At 68.4% G+C, this 15,761-nt stretch carries 14 protein-coding genes and 1 pseudogene; 5 read left to right on the forward strand and 10 right to left on the reverse strand.

Annotated features, from left to right (window positions below):
* Positions 1 to 148 precede the first annotated feature (148 nt).
* The gene (locus ABD332_RS57720; RefSeq protein ID WP_344515302.1) at positions 149 to 1,060 is read left to right on the forward strand and encodes a LysR family transcriptional regulator; all 912 of its coding nucleotides are present in this window, start codon (positions 149 to 151) and stop codon (positions 1,058 to 1,060) included.
* Positions 1,061 to 1,118: 58 nt separating this feature from the next.
* Positions 1,119 to 2,348, forward strand: a complete 1,230-nt coding sequence (locus tag ABD332_RS57725) for a HEAT repeat domain-containing protein (protein WP_344515304.1) — start codon at positions 1,119 to 1,121, stop codon at positions 2,346 to 2,348.
* A 9-nt stretch (positions 2,349 to 2,357) separates the two neighbouring features.
* Here ABD332_RS57725 and ABD332_RS57730 read toward each other — a convergent pair whose 3' ends face one another.
* Complete coding sequence (locus ABD332_RS57730; protein ID WP_344515306.1) at positions 2,358 to 2,951, reverse strand: leucine-rich repeat domain-containing protein; 594 nt, start codon at positions 2,949 to 2,951, stop codon at positions 2,358 to 2,360.
* A 109-nt stretch (positions 2,952 to 3,060) separates the two neighbouring features.
* On the opposite strand from ABD332_RS57730, the gene ABD332_RS57735 reads away from it, so the two are divergent.
* Positions 3,061 to 3,918, forward strand: coding sequence for a polysaccharide deacetylase family protein (locus tag ABD332_RS57735; RefSeq protein ID WP_344515308.1), 858 nt, complete (start codon positions 3,061 to 3,063; stop codon positions 3,916 to 3,918).
* 96 nt (positions 3,919 to 4,014) lie between these two features.
* On the opposite strand, the gene ABD332_RS57740 is transcribed toward ABD332_RS57735, so the two are convergent.
* From ABD332_RS57740 to ABD332_RS57750, 3 genes and pseudogenes are all read right to left on the reverse strand, one after another.
* Positions 4,015 to 5,139 (reverse strand): NHL repeat-containing protein, encoded by a 1,125-nt coding sequence (locus ABD332_RS57740; protein WP_344515310.1) that lies wholly within the window; start codon positions 5,137 to 5,139, stop codon positions 4,015 to 4,017.
* 399 nt (positions 5,140 to 5,538) lie between these two features.
* Positions 5,539 to 5,730, reverse strand: a pseudogene (locus tag ABD332_RS57745) (DDE-type integrase/transposase/recombinase); the annotation flags it as partial.
* Between the two features lie 95 nt (positions 5,731 to 5,825).
* Positions 5,826 to 6,365 carry a TetR/AcrR family transcriptional regulator gene (locus ABD332_RS57750; protein WP_344515311.1) on the reverse strand — a complete coding sequence of 180 codons (540 nt, stop codon included), beginning with the start codon at positions 6,363 to 6,365 and terminating at the stop codon, positions 5,826 to 5,828.
* Between the two features lie 175 nt (positions 6,366 to 6,540).
* On the opposite strand from ABD332_RS57750, the gene ABD332_RS57755 reads away from it, so the two are divergent.
* Entirely contained in the window at positions 6,541 to 6,972 is a 432-nt protein-coding gene (locus ABD332_RS57755; protein WP_344515313.1) for a hypothetical protein, read from the forward strand.
* A gap of 196 nt (positions 6,973 to 7,168) precedes the next feature.
* On the opposite strand, the gene ABD332_RS57760 is transcribed toward ABD332_RS57755, so the two are convergent.
* The 6 genes from ABD332_RS57760 to ABD332_RS57785 form a co-directional block, all read right to left on the reverse strand.
* On the reverse strand, positions 7,169 to 7,906 hold the full coding sequence (locus ABD332_RS57760) for a diguanylate cyclase (protein ID WP_344515315.1): 738 nt from the start codon (positions 7,904 to 7,906) through the stop codon (positions 7,169 to 7,171).
* On the reverse strand, positions 7,903 to 8,598 hold the full coding sequence (locus ABD332_RS57765) for a CHASE domain-containing protein (protein ID WP_344515317.1): 696 nt from the start codon (positions 8,596 to 8,598) through the stop codon (positions 7,903 to 7,905). The genes ABD332_RS57760 and ABD332_RS57765 overlap by 4 nt, the downstream gene beginning before the upstream one ends.
* 298 nt (positions 8,599 to 8,896) lie before the next feature.
* Positions 8,897 to 10,897 carry a DUF5107 domain-containing protein gene (locus ABD332_RS57770; RefSeq protein WP_344515319.1) on the reverse strand — a complete coding sequence of 667 codons (2,001 nt, stop codon included), beginning with the start codon at positions 10,895 to 10,897 and terminating at the stop codon, positions 8,897 to 8,899.
* A gap of 86 nt (positions 10,898 to 10,983) precedes the next feature.
* On the reverse strand, positions 10,984 to 11,925 hold the full coding sequence (locus tag ABD332_RS57775; protein WP_344515321.1) for a carbohydrate ABC transporter permease: 942 nt from the start codon (positions 11,923 to 11,925) through the stop codon (positions 10,984 to 10,986).
* A gap of 23 nt (positions 11,926 to 11,948) precedes the next feature.
* Positions 11,949 to 12,902, reverse strand: a complete 954-nt coding sequence (locus ABD332_RS57780; protein ID WP_344515323.1) for a carbohydrate ABC transporter permease — start codon at positions 12,900 to 12,902, stop codon at positions 11,949 to 11,951.
* Between the two features lie 5 nt (positions 12,903 to 12,907).
* Positions 12,908 to 14,263 (reverse strand): ABC transporter substrate-binding protein, encoded by a 1,356-nt coding sequence (locus tag ABD332_RS57785; protein ID WP_344515325.1) that lies wholly within the window; start codon positions 14,261 to 14,263, stop codon positions 12,908 to 12,910.
* Positions 14,264 to 14,426: 163 nt separating this feature from the next.
* Here ABD332_RS57785 and ABD332_RS57790 point away from each other — a divergent pair, with 163 nt between their 5' ends.
* Positions 14,427 to 15,701 (forward strand): ROK family transcriptional regulator, encoded by a 1,275-nt coding sequence (locus ABD332_RS57790; protein WP_344515347.1) that lies wholly within the window; start codon positions 14,427 to 14,429, stop codon positions 15,699 to 15,701.
* Positions 15,702 to 15,761 lie beyond the last annotated feature (60 nt).

Consider the following 15,761-nt stretch of genomic DNA (forward strand, 5'->3'; position numbering starts at 1 on the left):
GACTTCGGCGGCTCTGCGGTAACACCCGGGTTACCACAACGCGCTGACCTCGGAGTTCACGTAGCCCCCGCCCCGCCCCGGTGGCGTTCGTGATCGTCTTCGGAGGCGTCGGCCGGTAGGCTGGTCCCACCGCGGACCGGAGGCAGGCATGGAAATACGAGACGTCGAGATTTTTTTGACCCTCGCCACCGAGCTGCACTTCGGGCGCACCGCCGAGCGGCTGCACGTCTCACCGGCCCGCATCAGTCAGGCCATCAACCAGCAGGAACGCCGCATCGGCGGAGCCCTTTTCGACCGTTCCAACCGCCGCCAGGTCCGGCTCACCCCGCTCGGCCGCCAGCTGCGCGACGACCTCCGGCCGGTCTACGACGGCCTGCGCGCCGGCCTCGAACGCGCTCACCTCGCCGCCCAGGGGATCACCCACGTGCTCCGCGTCGGCATGTTGCCCGTCAACGGCTACGACCTGCGCCCCGTCTGGGAAACCTTCCGGGCCCGCCACACGGGCTGGAAACTGCGCCTCCAGCAGGCATCCTTCGTCGACCCGTTCGCCGGGCTCCGCAACGGCGACATCGACGTCCTCGTAGCCTGGCTCCCGGTCGAGGAACCCGACCTCACCGTCGGCCCCATCATGTTCGCCGAGTCCCGGGTCCTGGGCGTGGCCGCCGACCATGAACTCACCCGGCGCACATCGATCCCGCTGGAAACGCTGGGCGATTTTCAGCAGCCGGAGGTGCCGCCGCCCACTCCGGAGTATTGGCTCGACAGCTACTTTCCCACCCATACCCGCACGGGCAGGGTCATCGAGCGCGGGCCGGTGGTGCGCAGCCAGGAGGAGTATCTCACCCTGATCAGCACCGGGGAGATCGTCACGCTCTTCCCGAGCCACGTGACCCGCTACTGGATGCGGCCGGACATCGCGTTCGTGCCGATGCGCGACATGAGCGCACTGGAATACGCACTGGTGTGGCACACCGAGTCAGAGACCGACCCCATCCGGGCCCTCGCCCGGACCGCGCGAGATCTCGGCCCTGTCAGCACATCGGACCTGACCGTGCGCTGACGCAACCGGATCGGACCAGGCACCATCCGTGCCGCCGGGGCAACCATGACAGTCCGTAGTGGATGACACACGATCGGGCGAGACCACAGTCGGATTCGAACCGGCGTCGACCGCTTTGCAGGCGGGCCCGGTTGCGGCAGCGATGCGTCCCGCCGTCGGCGCGGTTCGCGGCTGTGGCGCGGCCATTATTCTCATGTACGTGGGCGATGCGGACGAGGCCGCGCACGCGCGGCGGGATGCCCTGCTCGAAGAGGCGTTCCTGGCCGAGGAGCCGTGGGATCGCCGTCGGGCGCTGAGCATCCTGGCTCGCGACTGGCTCGCCGACCCCGACGTCCGCGAGTTGCTGCGCGAGTGCGCCCTTGGCGATCCGGACGGGGACGTCCGGGACGCGATGCTCGAAACCATCGCCCACCGCGGTCGTGCGGAGCCGGAGACGGTCGAGTGGCTGTTCGCGCTGGCGACCGGTGCCGATGAGCGGCGGCTACGGCGTACCGCGCTCGTCCAGCTCGCGCAGTTGCGTCCCGCCGATCCGCGGGTCCGGCCCCTGGTGCGGGTCCGGGCGGTCGACGACCCGGAGGGTTACGTTCGCCGCCAGGCCGTCGCCGCGTACGCGAGCGGCTGGCGCGACGAACCGGGCACCGTTTCGTGGCTGCTGGAGCGCGGCGTGGCCGACCCCGACCACAACGTGCGCCGGCAGGTGGTCAACTCGCTGGCCCGGCTGTGGCCGGGCCATCCGCGGGCGGGCGCGCACGTGCGCGGGCGCGTGCGCGAGGACGGACACAGCGCGGTGCGGCACGAGGCGGCGTACTGGCTGGCCCACGGCTGGCCCGACGCGCCCGGCACCGAGGCGGTGCTGCGCCGGTGCGCCGTCGCGGACCCGGCCGATAAGGTCCGCCGGTGCGCGATCGACGTGCTTGCCGGGTCGGCCTCGCATTCGCCGCCGTACGAGTACCGTCCCGGCCTGTGGCGTGACCGCCCCGGCGTGGTGGCGCTGGTTCGCGAGCGCGCGCTCGACGATCCGTCGCCGCTGGTGCGCCGCGCGTGCCTGGAGACCCTCGCCGCCGGTTGGACGGCCGACCCGCAAGTGCGCTCGATGCTGCGCGAGCGGGCCGTCGCCGACCCGGACTGTGCCGTGCGGATCGGCGTGTGGGAGGCACTGGTCCGCCGGTGGCCCGCCGATCCGTCCACAGTGGACCTCCTGCGGGAGCGGGCCGCCGCCGAACCCACCGACCTGGGGCGCCGCAACGCGCTGCGTGTTCTTGCCGAGGCGTCCGGTTGCGCCGAGTAGGCGCTGGCGTCACAGATCCAGGCGGTACCCCAGCCGCAGGCGCAGTTCCACGCACACCTCGTCGGCCGGGATCGTGTAGACCGCCGGGCCGCCCCAGTCGGCGTACTCCCGGTCGTGGTCGGCGATGTCGTTCTCGGACAGGTCGAGCAGGGTGAGCCTGTCGAGGGCCGCCGCGCGCAACAGTGCGCCCAGCCCGCCGCAGCGTACGTTGCGCAGCACCAGTTCCCGCAGGGCGGGCATCGACGCGTCAGCCAGTGCATCGAAGCCTTCCGGCGTCACCGGGTTGCCGCTGAGGTCGAGCCGGGTCACGGTGGTGCGCAGCGGGCTGTCGGTGAGTGCGCGGATGCCGTCGTGGCCGACCGCGTTGCCGACCAGCTCCAGGTGCGTCACGGCGGTCAATGCGGGGTTGGCCGCCAATGCCGCGGTCCCGCTGTCGCCGAGCTGGTTGTGGTGCAGCGCGAGCCGCTCCACGTCGGCGAACCGGGTGTCGGTGCGCAGCAGATCGTACGAGTCGGGCTCCAGCCCGACGTCGCGCAACGTCACCGACCGGGTCTGCGCGGCCCGGCTCAGCTGTTCGGCCAGCTCTCGATGCCCATCGCTCATGCGGTCTGCGCCTCTCCGTGGGAAGTACCGGTCATCGACCGTAGCGACCCATCGCTATGGTGCGGGGATGCCGGTTCGGCGGCATGGACCACCGAGTTGGAGTGCCTCCGTGCCGTTGCGACGCATCGCCGTGCTCGGGTTGACCATCCTGATGCTGACCTTGACGCTCGGTGGCAGCCGCGGCAGCAGCGGCCCGCCGGCGCCTGCTGTGGCCGCGCCGGTCGCGGCGGTGCCGGTGGTCGCCGAGCATCGGGAGCCGACGGTCCAACCGAGCGTGCCGAGCCCCGTGGCCTCGCCGTCCGTGTCGTCGCCGGTTGTCGTGACCGGCGACGGTCCGGCTGGGACGGTGCGCAAGACGGGGTCGGACGCGGTCGCGCTGACCTTCGACGACGGCCCGTGGGACGACACTCCCGCCGTGTTGGACCTGCTGGCCCAGTACCACGTCAAGGCGACGTTCTGCATGGTCGGCCGGCAGGTCGCTGCGCGCGCGGAGATGGTCCGGCGGATGGTCGCCGAGGGGCACACCCTGTGCAACCACTCGTGGAGCCACGACGAGATGCTGCGCACCCGTACGCCGGATCAGATCAGATCCGACATGCAACGCACCAACGACGCGATCCGGGCGGTCGCACCCGGCGCGGTGATCGGCTACTTCCGCGCCCCTGGCGGCAACTGGTCGCCCGGCATCGTGAGCATCGCGGCCGGCCTGGGCATGACGTCGATCTCGTGGACCGTCGACCCGCGGGACTGGAGCGGCCCGGGGGTCCAGTCGGTCGTGAACACCGTGCTGACGAAAACTCGTCCTGGTGGGGTCGTGCTCCTGCACGACGGCGCGGGGCCGCAGACGGTCGCCGCGCTGCGAACGATCCTGCCCGATCTGGCGGGCCGGTTCACCCTGATCGCCCTCCCGGCGCCGACCAGCGTGGCCCAAATACCACCACGCCGCATGAGCAGGGCGGATGAGTAGTCGGCAACCTGCGGTGCCTGGTGGCGCTCGTTTGTGCGGCACGTGCGCACCGGCCACGGTGGTCGGTGCGCACGTGTTCATGGTCGCTCCCGCGGCTCAGTGGAGCAGGTCGAGCCTGTTGTTGGTGTCGTCGACGAAGTAGACGCCGCGGTTCTCCGGTGCGATGGCGAGGCCGAACAGGGCGCCCGCGCCGAGGTCGTCGAGCGTGCGGAACGCGACCTGCGCCCTCTGGCACGGGTTGGTTTCGACGATGTTCCCGTCTCCGCTGTTGACGGTGAGCACGTTGCCGTTGGGTGCGATCGCCAGCCCGAGCGGGCCGGACAGGTGTCCGTTCTGGGTGATGGTGCGTCCGGTGCCGGCGCTCGTCTTGCGGTCGTCCGCATCCGGAATGGCGGCGATGCGGTTGGCGACGGTGTCGGCGACGTACAGCGTGCCGTCCCTACCCAGGCCGACTCCGGTCGGGCCGATGATCAGCGCATCCGGGTCGGTCTTCTCCGTGAATCCGGAACCGATGGTCGTGATCTTGCGCAGCGCCGGCGGCCTGCTTCCCTCGATCTTCAACTCGAGGCGCAGCACGGTTCCCTGGTTGGTGGTGGCGGGTACGCCGCCGACGATCCCGTTGAGGACATTCGTGACGAACAGGTCGACCGATTCCCCGTCATCGTCCGCGGTCATGTCCCACGGGCCGTTGATGCCGTGCCCGGAGAACGTCTCGCGCACCTTGCCCTTGCTGTCGAGGACGATCAGGCAGCCCGCCTGGGCCGTCGCGGAGGTGCCGTCGGCGGTGGGCAGGCTGCCCACGATGACCCAGCCGGTACGCAGGACCACGAGGGCGGTGGTCAACCCGACGCCGCCAGGGCACGCGCCCGGCAGTTTGTCGGCGTCGATCCGGGCGAACAGGCGGACTTTGCCGTCGCGGCTGATCTGCACGATCGTGGTGCCGGTGCCCTGCTGATTGTTGGCGTTGTTGAAGTTGCTGACCAGTACCTCGCCCTTGCGCAGATTGTCCTTGCTGCGTGGCACCACCGCGACGCCGTACGGGTTGACGTCGCCGTTGGCCGGCACCGTCGACGCGATGACGGAGGTCTTGTTGAACTGGTTGATGAACGGTGTCCTGGAGCGCCATTCGTCGGTCGAATGGGCCGAGGCGCTCGGGGCGAACGTTCCAGCCGCCAGCGCGGCAGCTGCCGCGCAAATGCCAGCCTTGAGTGCGAATTTCACGACCGTGCTTGCCTTCCTGTGTGTGGATCGTCTGACTCGGACGGCCGGAGTCTGCGACGGCCCGGATTTCCGATCGTCGGGTCAGACAGGTATGCGCTCCGCCATCGCCGCATCTCGCCGTGTCCGTCGCGGCAGTTGGCGGGTCGGCGGTGCCGAGTGCTTCCCCGATTCGTTCGGCAGAAACGTCGTAATCCCCGCCGCGGATACGAAATAGGTAGAAGAGTAGGAATAATTCCCAATTGGAAACCATTTTAAAAATGTTCTATATGTACGTTTTATAACTAAATTCGAGCAGGCGTGTCCGGACGCTCGCGGCTCGTGGCTGACGGGCCGATGGCACTGATGGTGCTGTTGCGTTTGCCGATCGGGGGCGCGTTCGAGCGAGTGCCGGCTCGGTCCTCAGGCGGCGGTGGCGAGTTCAATGAACGCTGCGGCGACGCGGAGCCCGCGCGGGGCGTCGGCGCCGAGTTCGTAATGTCCGCGGCGGAGGTTCTGCATGAACGCGTGCCCGGCGATGATCGTCTGCGCGGTCCGGTCGGTGCGTAACCCGCGCATCGGTCTGAGTCGCTGTTTGAGCTGACTATGGTGAGCGGCGCCAACCGCCCCTCGGCACCGGCCTGCCAGCAATTCTTGCGTCGTCATTGCCGTGGTCGCGGGTCCGGGTCGGTGGGTGGCGGCGCCGCGTATCAGGGCGTGCCGCGGAACGCGTCGACTCCGTTGCGCCATGTGGTGTCGACATCGGCGTGGGGTGGGAATCGATGGTTCAGCTCGAGGATGACCATCCCGTGCGCGAAGGCCCAGATGGCCCGCGCTCGTTCGAGATCGCCGCCTGTTGCGTTGACCAGCGGCATCGCGGCTGCCTCCTCGACGCCGGGAGTGATCAGGTCGCGACGCAGGGGCCTTTCGGTCATCAGCCGGTACAGGTTCGGCTGGCGGCAGGCGAAGTCGCGGTACGCGGCGGTGAGGGAGGCGATCGGATCGTCGGACCGTTCGACGGCCCGGGTGAACAGTTCGGCTTGTTCCTCGAAGCCCACTGAGATCAGCGCGGCCTCCAGCGCCTGCTTGTCGCGGACGTGTTCGTAGATCGACGAGGCGCGGATCCCGAGGTGGGCGCCGAGGCGACGCATCGACAGTGCGTCAGGGCCTTCCCGCTCGAGAAGCTCGCGCGCGGTCCGCACAATCTCACGGGCCCGCGGAGTGAGCTGACTCAGCGCCTGGGACGTCATCGGCCGTCCATGGGCCAAGACCCGAACATTTCGGAGGCAACCAATTCGAGGCCAACACGTGGAGCACGCATCTCACATCGCCCTTTCCGTGCCGCCCTAACGGTGTTAGGTTAGCAGCCTAACACCGTTAGGGTCAGGATTTCGGCAGTGATCCTAGCCGAGAAAAGGAGTACAGATGACTGTTAGTACCTCATCCGTAGCAGTCGGTGCCGTCGCCGGCTCCAGGCGGGTCCGTGGCCGCGTTGCGCAGGCCCTGCTCGTCCTCGCCGCATTGGGCGCCGTCGTCGCGGTGGTCAGCGCGGTCAGCACCGTCGCGGACGCCGGACCGGCCACGCGCATGGTCGAGACGTGGCGCATGCTCGGCTTCGGCGTCTTCGCCGGCGTGTTCCTGCTGCTGGCCTACCGGCCCCGGCTCTACGCCGGGATCTGGGAGCTTTCCATCCTCAACAAGCTCGGACTGAGCCTCGCCGCGCTGTCCTTCGGAAGCGAGACCGCCGACGCTCGCGCGGCCCTGATCGCCGACGGCGCGGTCACGCTCATGCTGCTGGCCGCATACATCCTCGCCCGGGGCTGGACGGCATGGTCAGCCGCACGGGCCATGGCGTGACGCAGGTTGATGGGCACCGACATGAGCAATGAATACAGCCGCAGGCTACGCAGCCTGCGAGTATTCGTTGATCAGGCCGCCGAGGATCGGACGCCGTTGGACCCGGGCGGCGGTGAGGTCGACGACCTGCGGTGGCGGGTTCGGTGGTCGCTGGCCGAGCGATCGGTGTGGCCGGTGGCCGTTGTAGTGCCCGGTATTACCGACGCGGCGGGGCAGCCGGATGACATGCAGCCAGCCCCATGCGGCGATCAGCTTTCGCATCGCGGCGCTGACGTGAGTGTTCAGGTCGTCCCAGATCAGCACGATCGGTCCGTCGAGTTGCTGGTGCGCGGCGTCGATCAGGGTGATGTGGTCGCGTCACCAGCGGATCGTTCACGAGCTTGAATCCGTCCAGGTCGATGAACAGGATCGCTGGGTTCGACCCCGAACTGGCGGCAGCGGCGACAGCCGCTTCGACACACTCGTAGAACAGTGAACGGTTCGCCAGCCCGGTCAAGGCATCGTGGAATGCCAGATGGTGAAGCTCTTCCTCGCGTTCGCGCAACCGCGCCTCGACGGCGCGGCGCCGATCGATGTCCTCCCGGAGCGCCGCGGTGGCACGGTCGACATTTCGCAGCGCGCGGCTCCGACTGCCGGCGAGGACGCCGATCAATGCGGCGAGCATTGCCGTCAGAGCCAGTCCACCGAACAGGGTCCAGGTGCTGGCGTTGCGGCTGACCGTAGCCAGCAGCTTCGTCGTCGGCGCTACCGTCAGCTGCCACTCCCGTTGCCCGGCGTTCAAGATGACGCGACGCTGAAGGTCGGCATCGAGCAGCGGAACGCCGCGTCCAATCGTCCCGATTTCCTCGTCAGCGTCCGACAAACTGACGCGTACAGCATCGTGAGGGACACTCGACAAGGCCTGATTCAGGAAGTCGATGCCGCGGACACTCATGGTGATCCAGCCTTCGAAGACCTTCGGCGCGAACTCGAGTCCTGGCTCGCATAGACCGGCGCGCCGAGCAGCACCGAGTGTTGCCGGTGTTCCGGCGCGATGTCCGCATCTCGGGGGACCTCGCACACCGGGCTGAACATGAGGACACCGTTCTGGCGGGCGGCGTCCAGCGCCGCGGCAACAGCGGGGTCGGCCGACACGTCGACGCCGCTCATGTCCGGGCCGTTGTCGAACGCCTCCTCGAAAATGACGAAGGCATGACTGCTGGAAGTCCCTCCGGGTGTCAGATGCAGATCCGGCTCGCCGCGATCCCGCCATTGGGTCTGGGTCCCCCCCAGCTCGGCGTTGCCTGCGGGCACGACGAACGCCACGCCCGATGCCCCGGGGAATCGGATCGCGTTGAACCCAGACGTCATGTGGTTGAAGTCTGCCCTGGTCAAATCGGGCCAGGCGCCGACAGCCCAAGCCAGGTCTGTGAGCGCTTCGCTGTAGAGGGCCACCCGGTCCGCCACGGTCAGGCGGATCTCCTCCGTGTAGCGGTCCATGACCTGGCCGGCGTAGCGGCTCTCGCCTCGACGTACGACATACGTCGCGCCGGTGGACAGGGCCAGCCCGGCCAGCAGCGTCGCGACGACGAGCAGGGCACCGACGAAGCCGCGCCGCGGCGGCACAACCTCACGGTCCAATTCCACGCTGGTACCTTCGGCACGCCACTCGACCGTCTGAGGTAATCGCCGTTTCCGCGCTCCGCCGTTGCCGTAACATGCGCCGCCACCCGCGAGGAGCTGGGGGTCAGCGGCGCCGGTAACAGGGCTACCGCGATCCCGGCCCAACCAGCCGGTACCGGCGCGAAATTGTGGGACAACGTGAGTCTCAGGCGCGGGATCGCACTGCTTGCAGGCGGCCCCGCACCTGATCCACCGTCAGCTGGACGACGGCTGGTGTCTGCCGGTACTCGTCATCGACGCCACATCCGCGTGTGGGGCGAGGTCATCGGATGTTGCGGCCGTGGTCCTGGGGTTGGGAGGTTTCCGGGTGCAAGGTGAAGTCGTAGATCTCGGGCAGTGCCGGCCTCTGCCTGGGCAGCCCTGCAACGCTGTCGGGCCCGCCGGTGCCCGTCCGGCGCTGCTGGCAGTCGTGCCACAGCTCACGGAGCGAGTTCTCGCCTTCCCTGATGGTCGCGACCTCGATCCCCTCATCGATGAGGGCGCGGCAGCGGTCAACATCGCCCGCGTTGAGCGCGGCCCGGGCCTCGAGTATCCGCACCCGGCCGTCGGCGCGGTGATCGGCATGCAGGCCCTCGACCGTCGTGAGAGCGAGGGAGGGGAGATCCGCGCGGACAAGGACATCCAGCAGTTCCTGAGCCAACGGCAGCAGATCGGGAGCCACCCGGTGGGCCTGCAGGTAGTAGCGAACCGCATCCGGCATCTGGCCGCGATGCGCCGCCAAGGCGCCGAGGTTGCGCCACGCCCACGCGTTCGGGGTGTCCTCGATCGACCGTGACCAAGCCTTCTCGGCTGCCTCGAGGTCGCCCTGGGCGGCATGCAGCACGCCCTCATGGAGCCGCGCGAGCCAGCCCTCCGCAGCTTTCAGATACGGTTCCCACGCCGCGTCGGTCTCGTACGACACCGGTGCGGTGCCCGGTGCCCCCGATGCCGCTGCCGGCATCTGGCCGGACGCGAGCAGGGTGATCCAGGGTTCCTGTTCAGGACCCAGCGTGTCGTCGGGAAACGGCGTTGCCGCGAGGACGAGGGAGTCGTCACCGGCCGCCGCGCGGTGACGCCGTTCCAGCGCCCCCCACCCCGATCCCAGACTGAGCGTCTCGACGGGCGGGTCGTCGGCCCATGTGGCGGCGGCGGCCAGCTCGGCATCGAGGCGCTCGCGCGTGATCAGGGAATCCAGACCGGCCTCGACTGCGGCCCGAGCCTGGCTCCAGTCGCTGCCGTGGGTCGCGCCCGGGTCCGCGGTCACCAGTCCGTATGCCTCGATCCATGACCAGCGGGTGCGGGCGGGCAGTGGAAGGTGTTCCAACTGTGTGCGGGCGAGCCCGGCCTGGATCTCCAGGTAGCCCTGTCCCGGTTCGGACAGCCATTCCTGCCAGCGCTTGCCGCCTGGGTGCTGGCCCCACAGGAACAACTTCCGGCCGGACAGGCGCTGTGTGGAGGCTTGCACGAGTCCCTCGCCGGCGCCGTCGAGGGCGGCGATCCAGCGCCGCTGCGTCGGTGCGATGTCGAAGAAGTAGTCGGCGGCTGCGCGGGCGCGGGTCGTGTAGGTGCGGTCAGAACCTTCGGACGTGGGAATTGGTACGCGGCGAACCACGCGCTCGTAGCTGAAGTGCCATGCGCTGTCCGCCGGTGCGATCACCCGGACGTCCGGTGCCTCCGGCACGGCAATGTTGGACCACCAGTAGACCGGCACCTCGTGGTCGTTGGGGTTGACGATCCGCACGTGGACGAGGAGCACGTGAGACCCGCGGGGGAGGTAGGCGTCGATCTGGAACACGATGCGTCGCATGCGTTCGAACTCGTACATCCGCAGTACGGGGGTGCCGTCCGGACGCTGCACTCGCGCTGCGTGCAGCGGCGAGCAGGTCGTCGGCGAGTGTCCGATCGTGCCGATGTTCCATTCCACTCCTCCGGCGACCCAGGCGTTGCGCAGCGCGAGGTTCGCCGGCTGGAACACCGGGTTGCGGAACAGCAGTTCCCGCCCGGTCGGCTTGTGGATCAACGACCAGAGCCGGCCGCCGACGTCCAGCAGGAACGTCGCTCGGAGCACCTCGTTCTCCAGCACGGCGACCCGGTGTTCAGCGGGTTGCCGGATCCGGTGGTAGCCGTCCTGCAGGAGGTACGGCATGACCGATGGCAGCCTGCCGTAGGCGATGTTCTGGCGCATCTCGTCGTCGGCTTCGGTGGCATCGGCGACGGCGTGGGTGTCTTCTCCGCCGAACAAGGGGGGAAGCGGGTTGTCCGGTCCGACCTCAGCGGTGGGCATCGCAAGGGTGGCAAGCCGTAGATCACTCACTGGTATACCAATCAGTCTTTCGCCAGGCAGGGTGGCGGATGAGGGGGAGGGACGGGCTACTTGCCGGCGCCGACGGTGAGACCCTCGACGATGCGCCGGCCGAGCCAGGCGTACACCGCGAGTACGGGCAGCACGACGATGACGATGCCGGCGAACAGGCCACCCCAGTTCGAGGTGTATTGCATCGTCCCGTACAAGCCGAGCAGTGCCTGCGGCAACATGTATTTGCTGGTGTCGGTGATGAGCACGAGTGCGAGCAGGGTCTCGTTCCACAGCGAGACGATGACCAGGATCAGCGCTGTGGCGATGCCTGGACGGGCCAGCGGCAGCATCACTTTGCGGAACGTGCGGAATCCGGAGCAGCCGTCGAGAGCGGCGGCCTCCTCCAACTCGGTGGGCAGCGTGCGGAAGAACCCGGTCAGCAGAAACACGGTGAACGGCAGGGAGGACGCCACGTAGATGAGGTAGAGACTGATCCGGTCGTCCCACCAGCCGACGGTGTCGTACATGGCGCTGCTGATGCTTTGCATCCACACGAAGATGGGGATGATGACCGCTTGCATCGGGATGCCCATCCCCGCGATGAAGAGCATGGTGATGGGGCCGCTGGACCGGCGGCCTGAGCGAGCCAGGACGTAGGCCGCGGGTGCACTCACCGCGATCACCGTCGCCGATGCCGCCGAGACGACCAGCAGCGAGTTGAGGAACGAGCTGCCGAGCTCGCCGACGGTCCACGCGTCTGTGAAGTTGCCCGGGTTCAGCGAGTCCGGCAGGTCGAAGGGGTCGGTGAAGATCTCCGAGCCGTTCCGGAAGGCCGTCATGGCCACCCAGAGCAGCAGGAAGACGTTGAAGGCGGCCCAGATCCACAGGATCGGGACACCGGCGAGGCGGAACGGCCCGGGCGGCCGTTGGGCGTGCCGGCCGAGTGCCGCTCGTTGTCGGGAAGGGGTTTCAGGGGGCGCGGCGGATGCCACGCTGTCGGTCAACTGCTCAGGCATGGGCGGGGTCCTCACAGGTGTGCTCAGAACTGGATCGCGTCGCGGCGCATCAATCGGCGCAGCAGGCCCACCAGCAGGACGATGAGCACGACCATCACGACTCCCATCGCGCAGGCGTAGCCCAGTTCGTAGGCCGGGTTCCGGCCGCCGGTGGAGACGAGGAACTGCTGGATGGTGAGCGTCCGGGAGCTCACCGGCGGGGCGTCGCCGGTGCCGGTGAACGCGTACACGAACTCGAAGATCCTGATCGAGTTGATGACCCACAGGACCGCGGCCACAGACACCACGTCCCAGGCCATCGGCAACGTGACGTGCCGGAACTTCTGGAACTCGTTGGCGCCGGCCAGTTCGCTTTCCTCGTAGTAGTACGCCGGGATCTGGTCCACTCCTGCCATCAGCAGGATGACGTAGAAGCCCGCGCTGACCCAGACGATGCCCACCATGATGGTCTTGAAGATGTTGTCGGGGCTGAGCCAGTTGGTCGCCAGGCCGTCCAGCCCGACCGCCCGCAGCAACGCGTTGACGAGGCCGTCCGGAGCCAGCAGCAGGCCCAGCGCCACACCGATCGCGATCGGCGAGACGATGTAGGGAAAGAACAGCACCGGCCGCAGGACCTTCTTCGCACGCATCCGGCGCAACAAGACGGTCGCGGCGAACGCCAGCAGGAAGATGCCGGCACCGCACGCCAGCACGATCTGGATGGTGTTGACGAAGGCGGTCTTGAAGACGTCGTCGTCCAGCAGGCGGCGGTAGTTGGCCAGTCCGACGGGCTTCATCTGGTCGCCCGCGCCCCGCCACCGTTGGAAGCTCACGTAGACGCCGAAGAACGCGGGGGCGACGAACAGCACGAGGTAGATCGCCAGTGCGGGGGTGATGAACGGCAGGTAGATCCGACGCTGCTGGCGGGCGAGTGCACCGTCGGCCCCGGTCCGGGGGCGGTTGCGCCGCCCCCGGACCGGTGTTGTGGCTACGGACATGCCCATCAGCCGTTGTTCGCGTGGAACTTGACGCTCTTGTCCTTGAGAGCGGCGACCAGCGCGTCGGCGCCGGCGATCTTGCCGTTGAAGAAGTCGGTGGCCGTCGTCGTCCAGACGTCGGTGACCCACCGGGCGGCCACCACGCCGCAGTTGTCGTCGGTCAGGAAGAAGTTGCCGTTGGCGGCGGCGTACTCCTTGGCGAAGTCGCTCAGCGTGGCGGGCGTGGGGACGTCGGTCCGAGGCGTCAGGTTCTCTGCCTGGGTGGCGATGGCGGAGATCTGGTCCTTGTTCAGGAAGAACTGGATGAACTTCTTCGCGGCGGCGGCGTTGCGGGCCTTCGCCGGGATCGCGAAGCCGATCGCCCCGGCCTCAGCTGCGGTGTTGCCCTTGCCGCCGTCCACCTTCGGGTAGGGCGTCGAGTGGTAGGAGATGACGGAGTTCGCGTCCTTGCCCGACTTCTTCAACGCCTCGCCGGTCTCGCTGGGCGCCCAGGTGCCCATCAGGAGGAAGTCGGTTTTGCTGCTGCCCGTGGCCCATGCGGTCTGCTGCGCCGGGAACTTGGTCGCGTTGAAGTCCGGCGGGAGGTACTTTCCGCTGACCAGTTGGGCGGTGTCTTTCGCCGCCGCGAGGATCGCCGGGTCGTTCCAGGTGGCTCCGGTCTTGTCCTGGCAGGCCTTGTTCAGCAGGCCGACCCCGCCGTGGCGCACGATGCTCCAGGTGAGCCAGTAGGTCACGTACCCGGAGATGTCACCGTCGAGGGCGATCGGGGTCCGGCCCTGTGACTTCAGCGCGTCCAGCCGGGCAACGAACTCGGACCAGGTCAGCTGCGGCTTCCCGACCAGGTCGGGGTGGTTCTTGCCGTTGAACCACATCGAGGTGCCGATGACCTCGTACGGCACGACGATGGGCTGCCCGTCGCTGGTCTGGGCGTTCTTGGTCAGCGCCGTGGGGATGACGTCGGAGATCTTCACCGACTCGCCGGTGATCTGCGAGGCGTACAGGTCCGCCAGGCCCAGCGCACCGTTGACAGCGCCGAGGTTGCTCTGCAGCGCACTGGCGTCCTGGTCGGTCAGGTCCGGCGGGTTGCCGGAGTTGAGCCGGGGGACGACCTGCTGCAGCACCTGGCGGCCGGCCCACTGCACCTCGACCTTGATGCCGGTCTGCGTGGTGAACGCGTCGATCGACGCCTGCAGCACCTTCTGCTGCGGCTCACCTTCCTTCCACATGGACCAGTAGGTGAACGTCGAGCCGGCTTCGGCGTCTTCCTTGCTGGAGCCGTTACATGCGCTGAGGCCCGTGAGGGCGAGCAGGCCGGCAGCCAGGGCCGCGACGGCGCGTGGAGCAGGTGTCGGATGAGGCATGTCTTCTATACCGCCTGTTCGGGTCGGTCGGCATCTTGCCGAGGGGACTTTGTTCGACTAGCGTCTGATCGAACTTAGTTCGAGCATTGTTTAGACTAAGTCCCGCCAAGTCAAGGCCCGGTGCCGTCCGGCGCTGAGGCGGACCAACGGAGGAGTTGTGCAGATGATGGCCGATGGGCCCGTGGAGCCGGTGGGGTTCGATGCGACTGCAGTGGCCGATCGCGGCTCGTCCCGACGGACCAACCTCGGGCTGATCCTGCGGCTGTTGCGTGACCACGGTGCCCGATCCCGCAGCCAGATCGCGTCCGATACCGGGCTGCCGAAGGCCACCGTCACCAGCCTGATCACCGAGCTCGTCGAGCGCGGTCTGGTCCGCGAGGGCAAGGTGGACCGCGGCAAGGCGATCGGGCGTCCCAGCCATGAGATCGAGATGGATGGGCGCAACATCTGCGGCGTGGGTCTGGAGGTGAACGCCGACTACATCAGCGCCGTCGCGCTCGACGGCCACGGCACTGTGGTCTTCGAAACCCGGGCCGGGGTGGACGTTCGCGGGTTGAGCGCCGAAGTCGCGGTGGGCGTGCTCGAACGGGTCGCCCGGCAAGGGCTGGAAGCAGTGCGGGCGAACGGTGTCGAGCCGATCGGGATGTGCGTCGCCACACCCGGCGTGGTCGATGCGGTGCAGGGCAACGTCGTCTTCGCACCGAACATCGGCTGGCGCGACGTGCCGCTGGCGGCGATGCTCCGGCAACGGCTCACGACGTCCGCACCCCGGCTGCAGGTGGAGAACGATGCGCGGCTGGCCGCTGTCGCCGAGCACGCCGAGTTCGCCCAGCGTGGCGTCTCGGAACTCCTCCTGATCACCGGCGAGGTCGGCGTGGCCGGCGGCATCATCTCGAACGGAAGACCGCTGCGCGGCTACGCCGGGCTCGCCGGGGAAATCGGGCACACCAGGTTTGGCTCGTCCGACCAGCCCTGCGTCTGCGGACGCACCGGGTGCTGGGAGACGGTGGTCGGTCTCTCGGCGCTGCTGAACCGCGCTACCTCTCCCGGCGACCCCGTCCGCGACCCGGCGACCGACCTCGAGGAACGGCTGTCGGAGCTGTTGCAGCGAGCCGCCGACGGCGACCAGCGCGCCCGCACCGCCCTGGACGAAGTCGCCGTCAACCTCGGAGACGGACTCGCCGTCCTCGCCGACATCCTGAATCCCGAGATCATCGTGCTCGGCGGCTACTTCGCGTTCTTCGGCGACTTCTTCGTGCCCAGCGTGCAGCAACGACTCGACAGTCGAGTCATGACGCCCGCGCTTCCGGGAACCACCGTCACCCGATCCCGGCTGGGCTTCACGGCCGCCTGCCGCGGCGGGGCGCAACTCGCGCTGGAAGCCGTCCTCCAGGACCCGAGTCTGGTGACGGCGCCCGCCATGGCCGGCAACCTCTGATCCACCTCTGTTGATTAACCCCCGATCTGCCCGAGCAGCGAACCCCCGTCGCCCGCAGGC

Origin of the sequence: Dactylosporangium maewongense, assembly GCF_039531485.1 — a bacterium.
In the GTDB taxonomy this organism is placed as follows: Bacteria; Actinomycetota; Actinomycetes; order Mycobacteriales; family Micromonosporaceae; genus Dactylosporangium; species Dactylosporangium maewongense.

Bases quoted from the DNA above. Each gene is read 5' to 3' on its own strand.
- ABD332_RS57720 (WP_344515302.1), top strand. From the start codon at position 149: ATGGAAATACGAGACGTCGAGATTTTTTTGACCCTCGCCACCGAGCTG.
- ABD332_RS57780 (WP_344515323.1), bottom strand. From the start codon at position 12,902: ATGTCCGTAGCCACAACACCGGTCCGGGGGCGGCGCAACCGCCCCCGG.
- ABD332_RS57760 (WP_344515315.1), bottom strand. From the start codon at position 7,906: ATGAGTGTCCGCGGCATCGACTTCCTGAATCAGGCCTTGTCGAGTGTC.
- ABD332_RS57770 (WP_344515319.1), bottom strand. From the start codon at position 10,897: ATGCCCACCGCTGAGGTCGGACCGGACAACCCGCTTCCCCCCTTGTTC.
- ABD332_RS57730 (WP_344515306.1), bottom strand. From the start codon at position 2,951: ATGAGCGATGGGCATCGAGAGCTGGCCGAACAGCTGAGCCGGGCCGCG.
- ABD332_RS57775 (WP_344515321.1), bottom strand. From the start codon at position 11,925: ATGCCTGAGCAGTTGACCGACAGCGTGGCATCCGCCGCGCCCCCTGAA.
- ABD332_RS57750 (WP_344515311.1), bottom strand. From the start codon at position 6,365: ATGACGTCCCAGGCGCTGAGTCAGCTCACTCCGCGGGCCCGTGAGATT.
- ABD332_RS57790 (WP_344515347.1), top strand. From the start codon at position 14,427: ATGATGGCCGATGGGCCCGTGGAGCCGGTGGGGTTCGATGCGACTGCA.
- ABD332_RS57755 (WP_344515313.1), top strand. From the start codon at position 6,541: ATGACTGTTAGTACCTCATCCGTAGCAGTCGGTGCCGTCGCCGGCTCC.
- ABD332_RS57785 (WP_344515325.1), bottom strand. From the start codon at position 14,263: ATGCCTCATCCGACACCTGCTCCACGCGCCGTCGCGGCCCTGGCTGCC.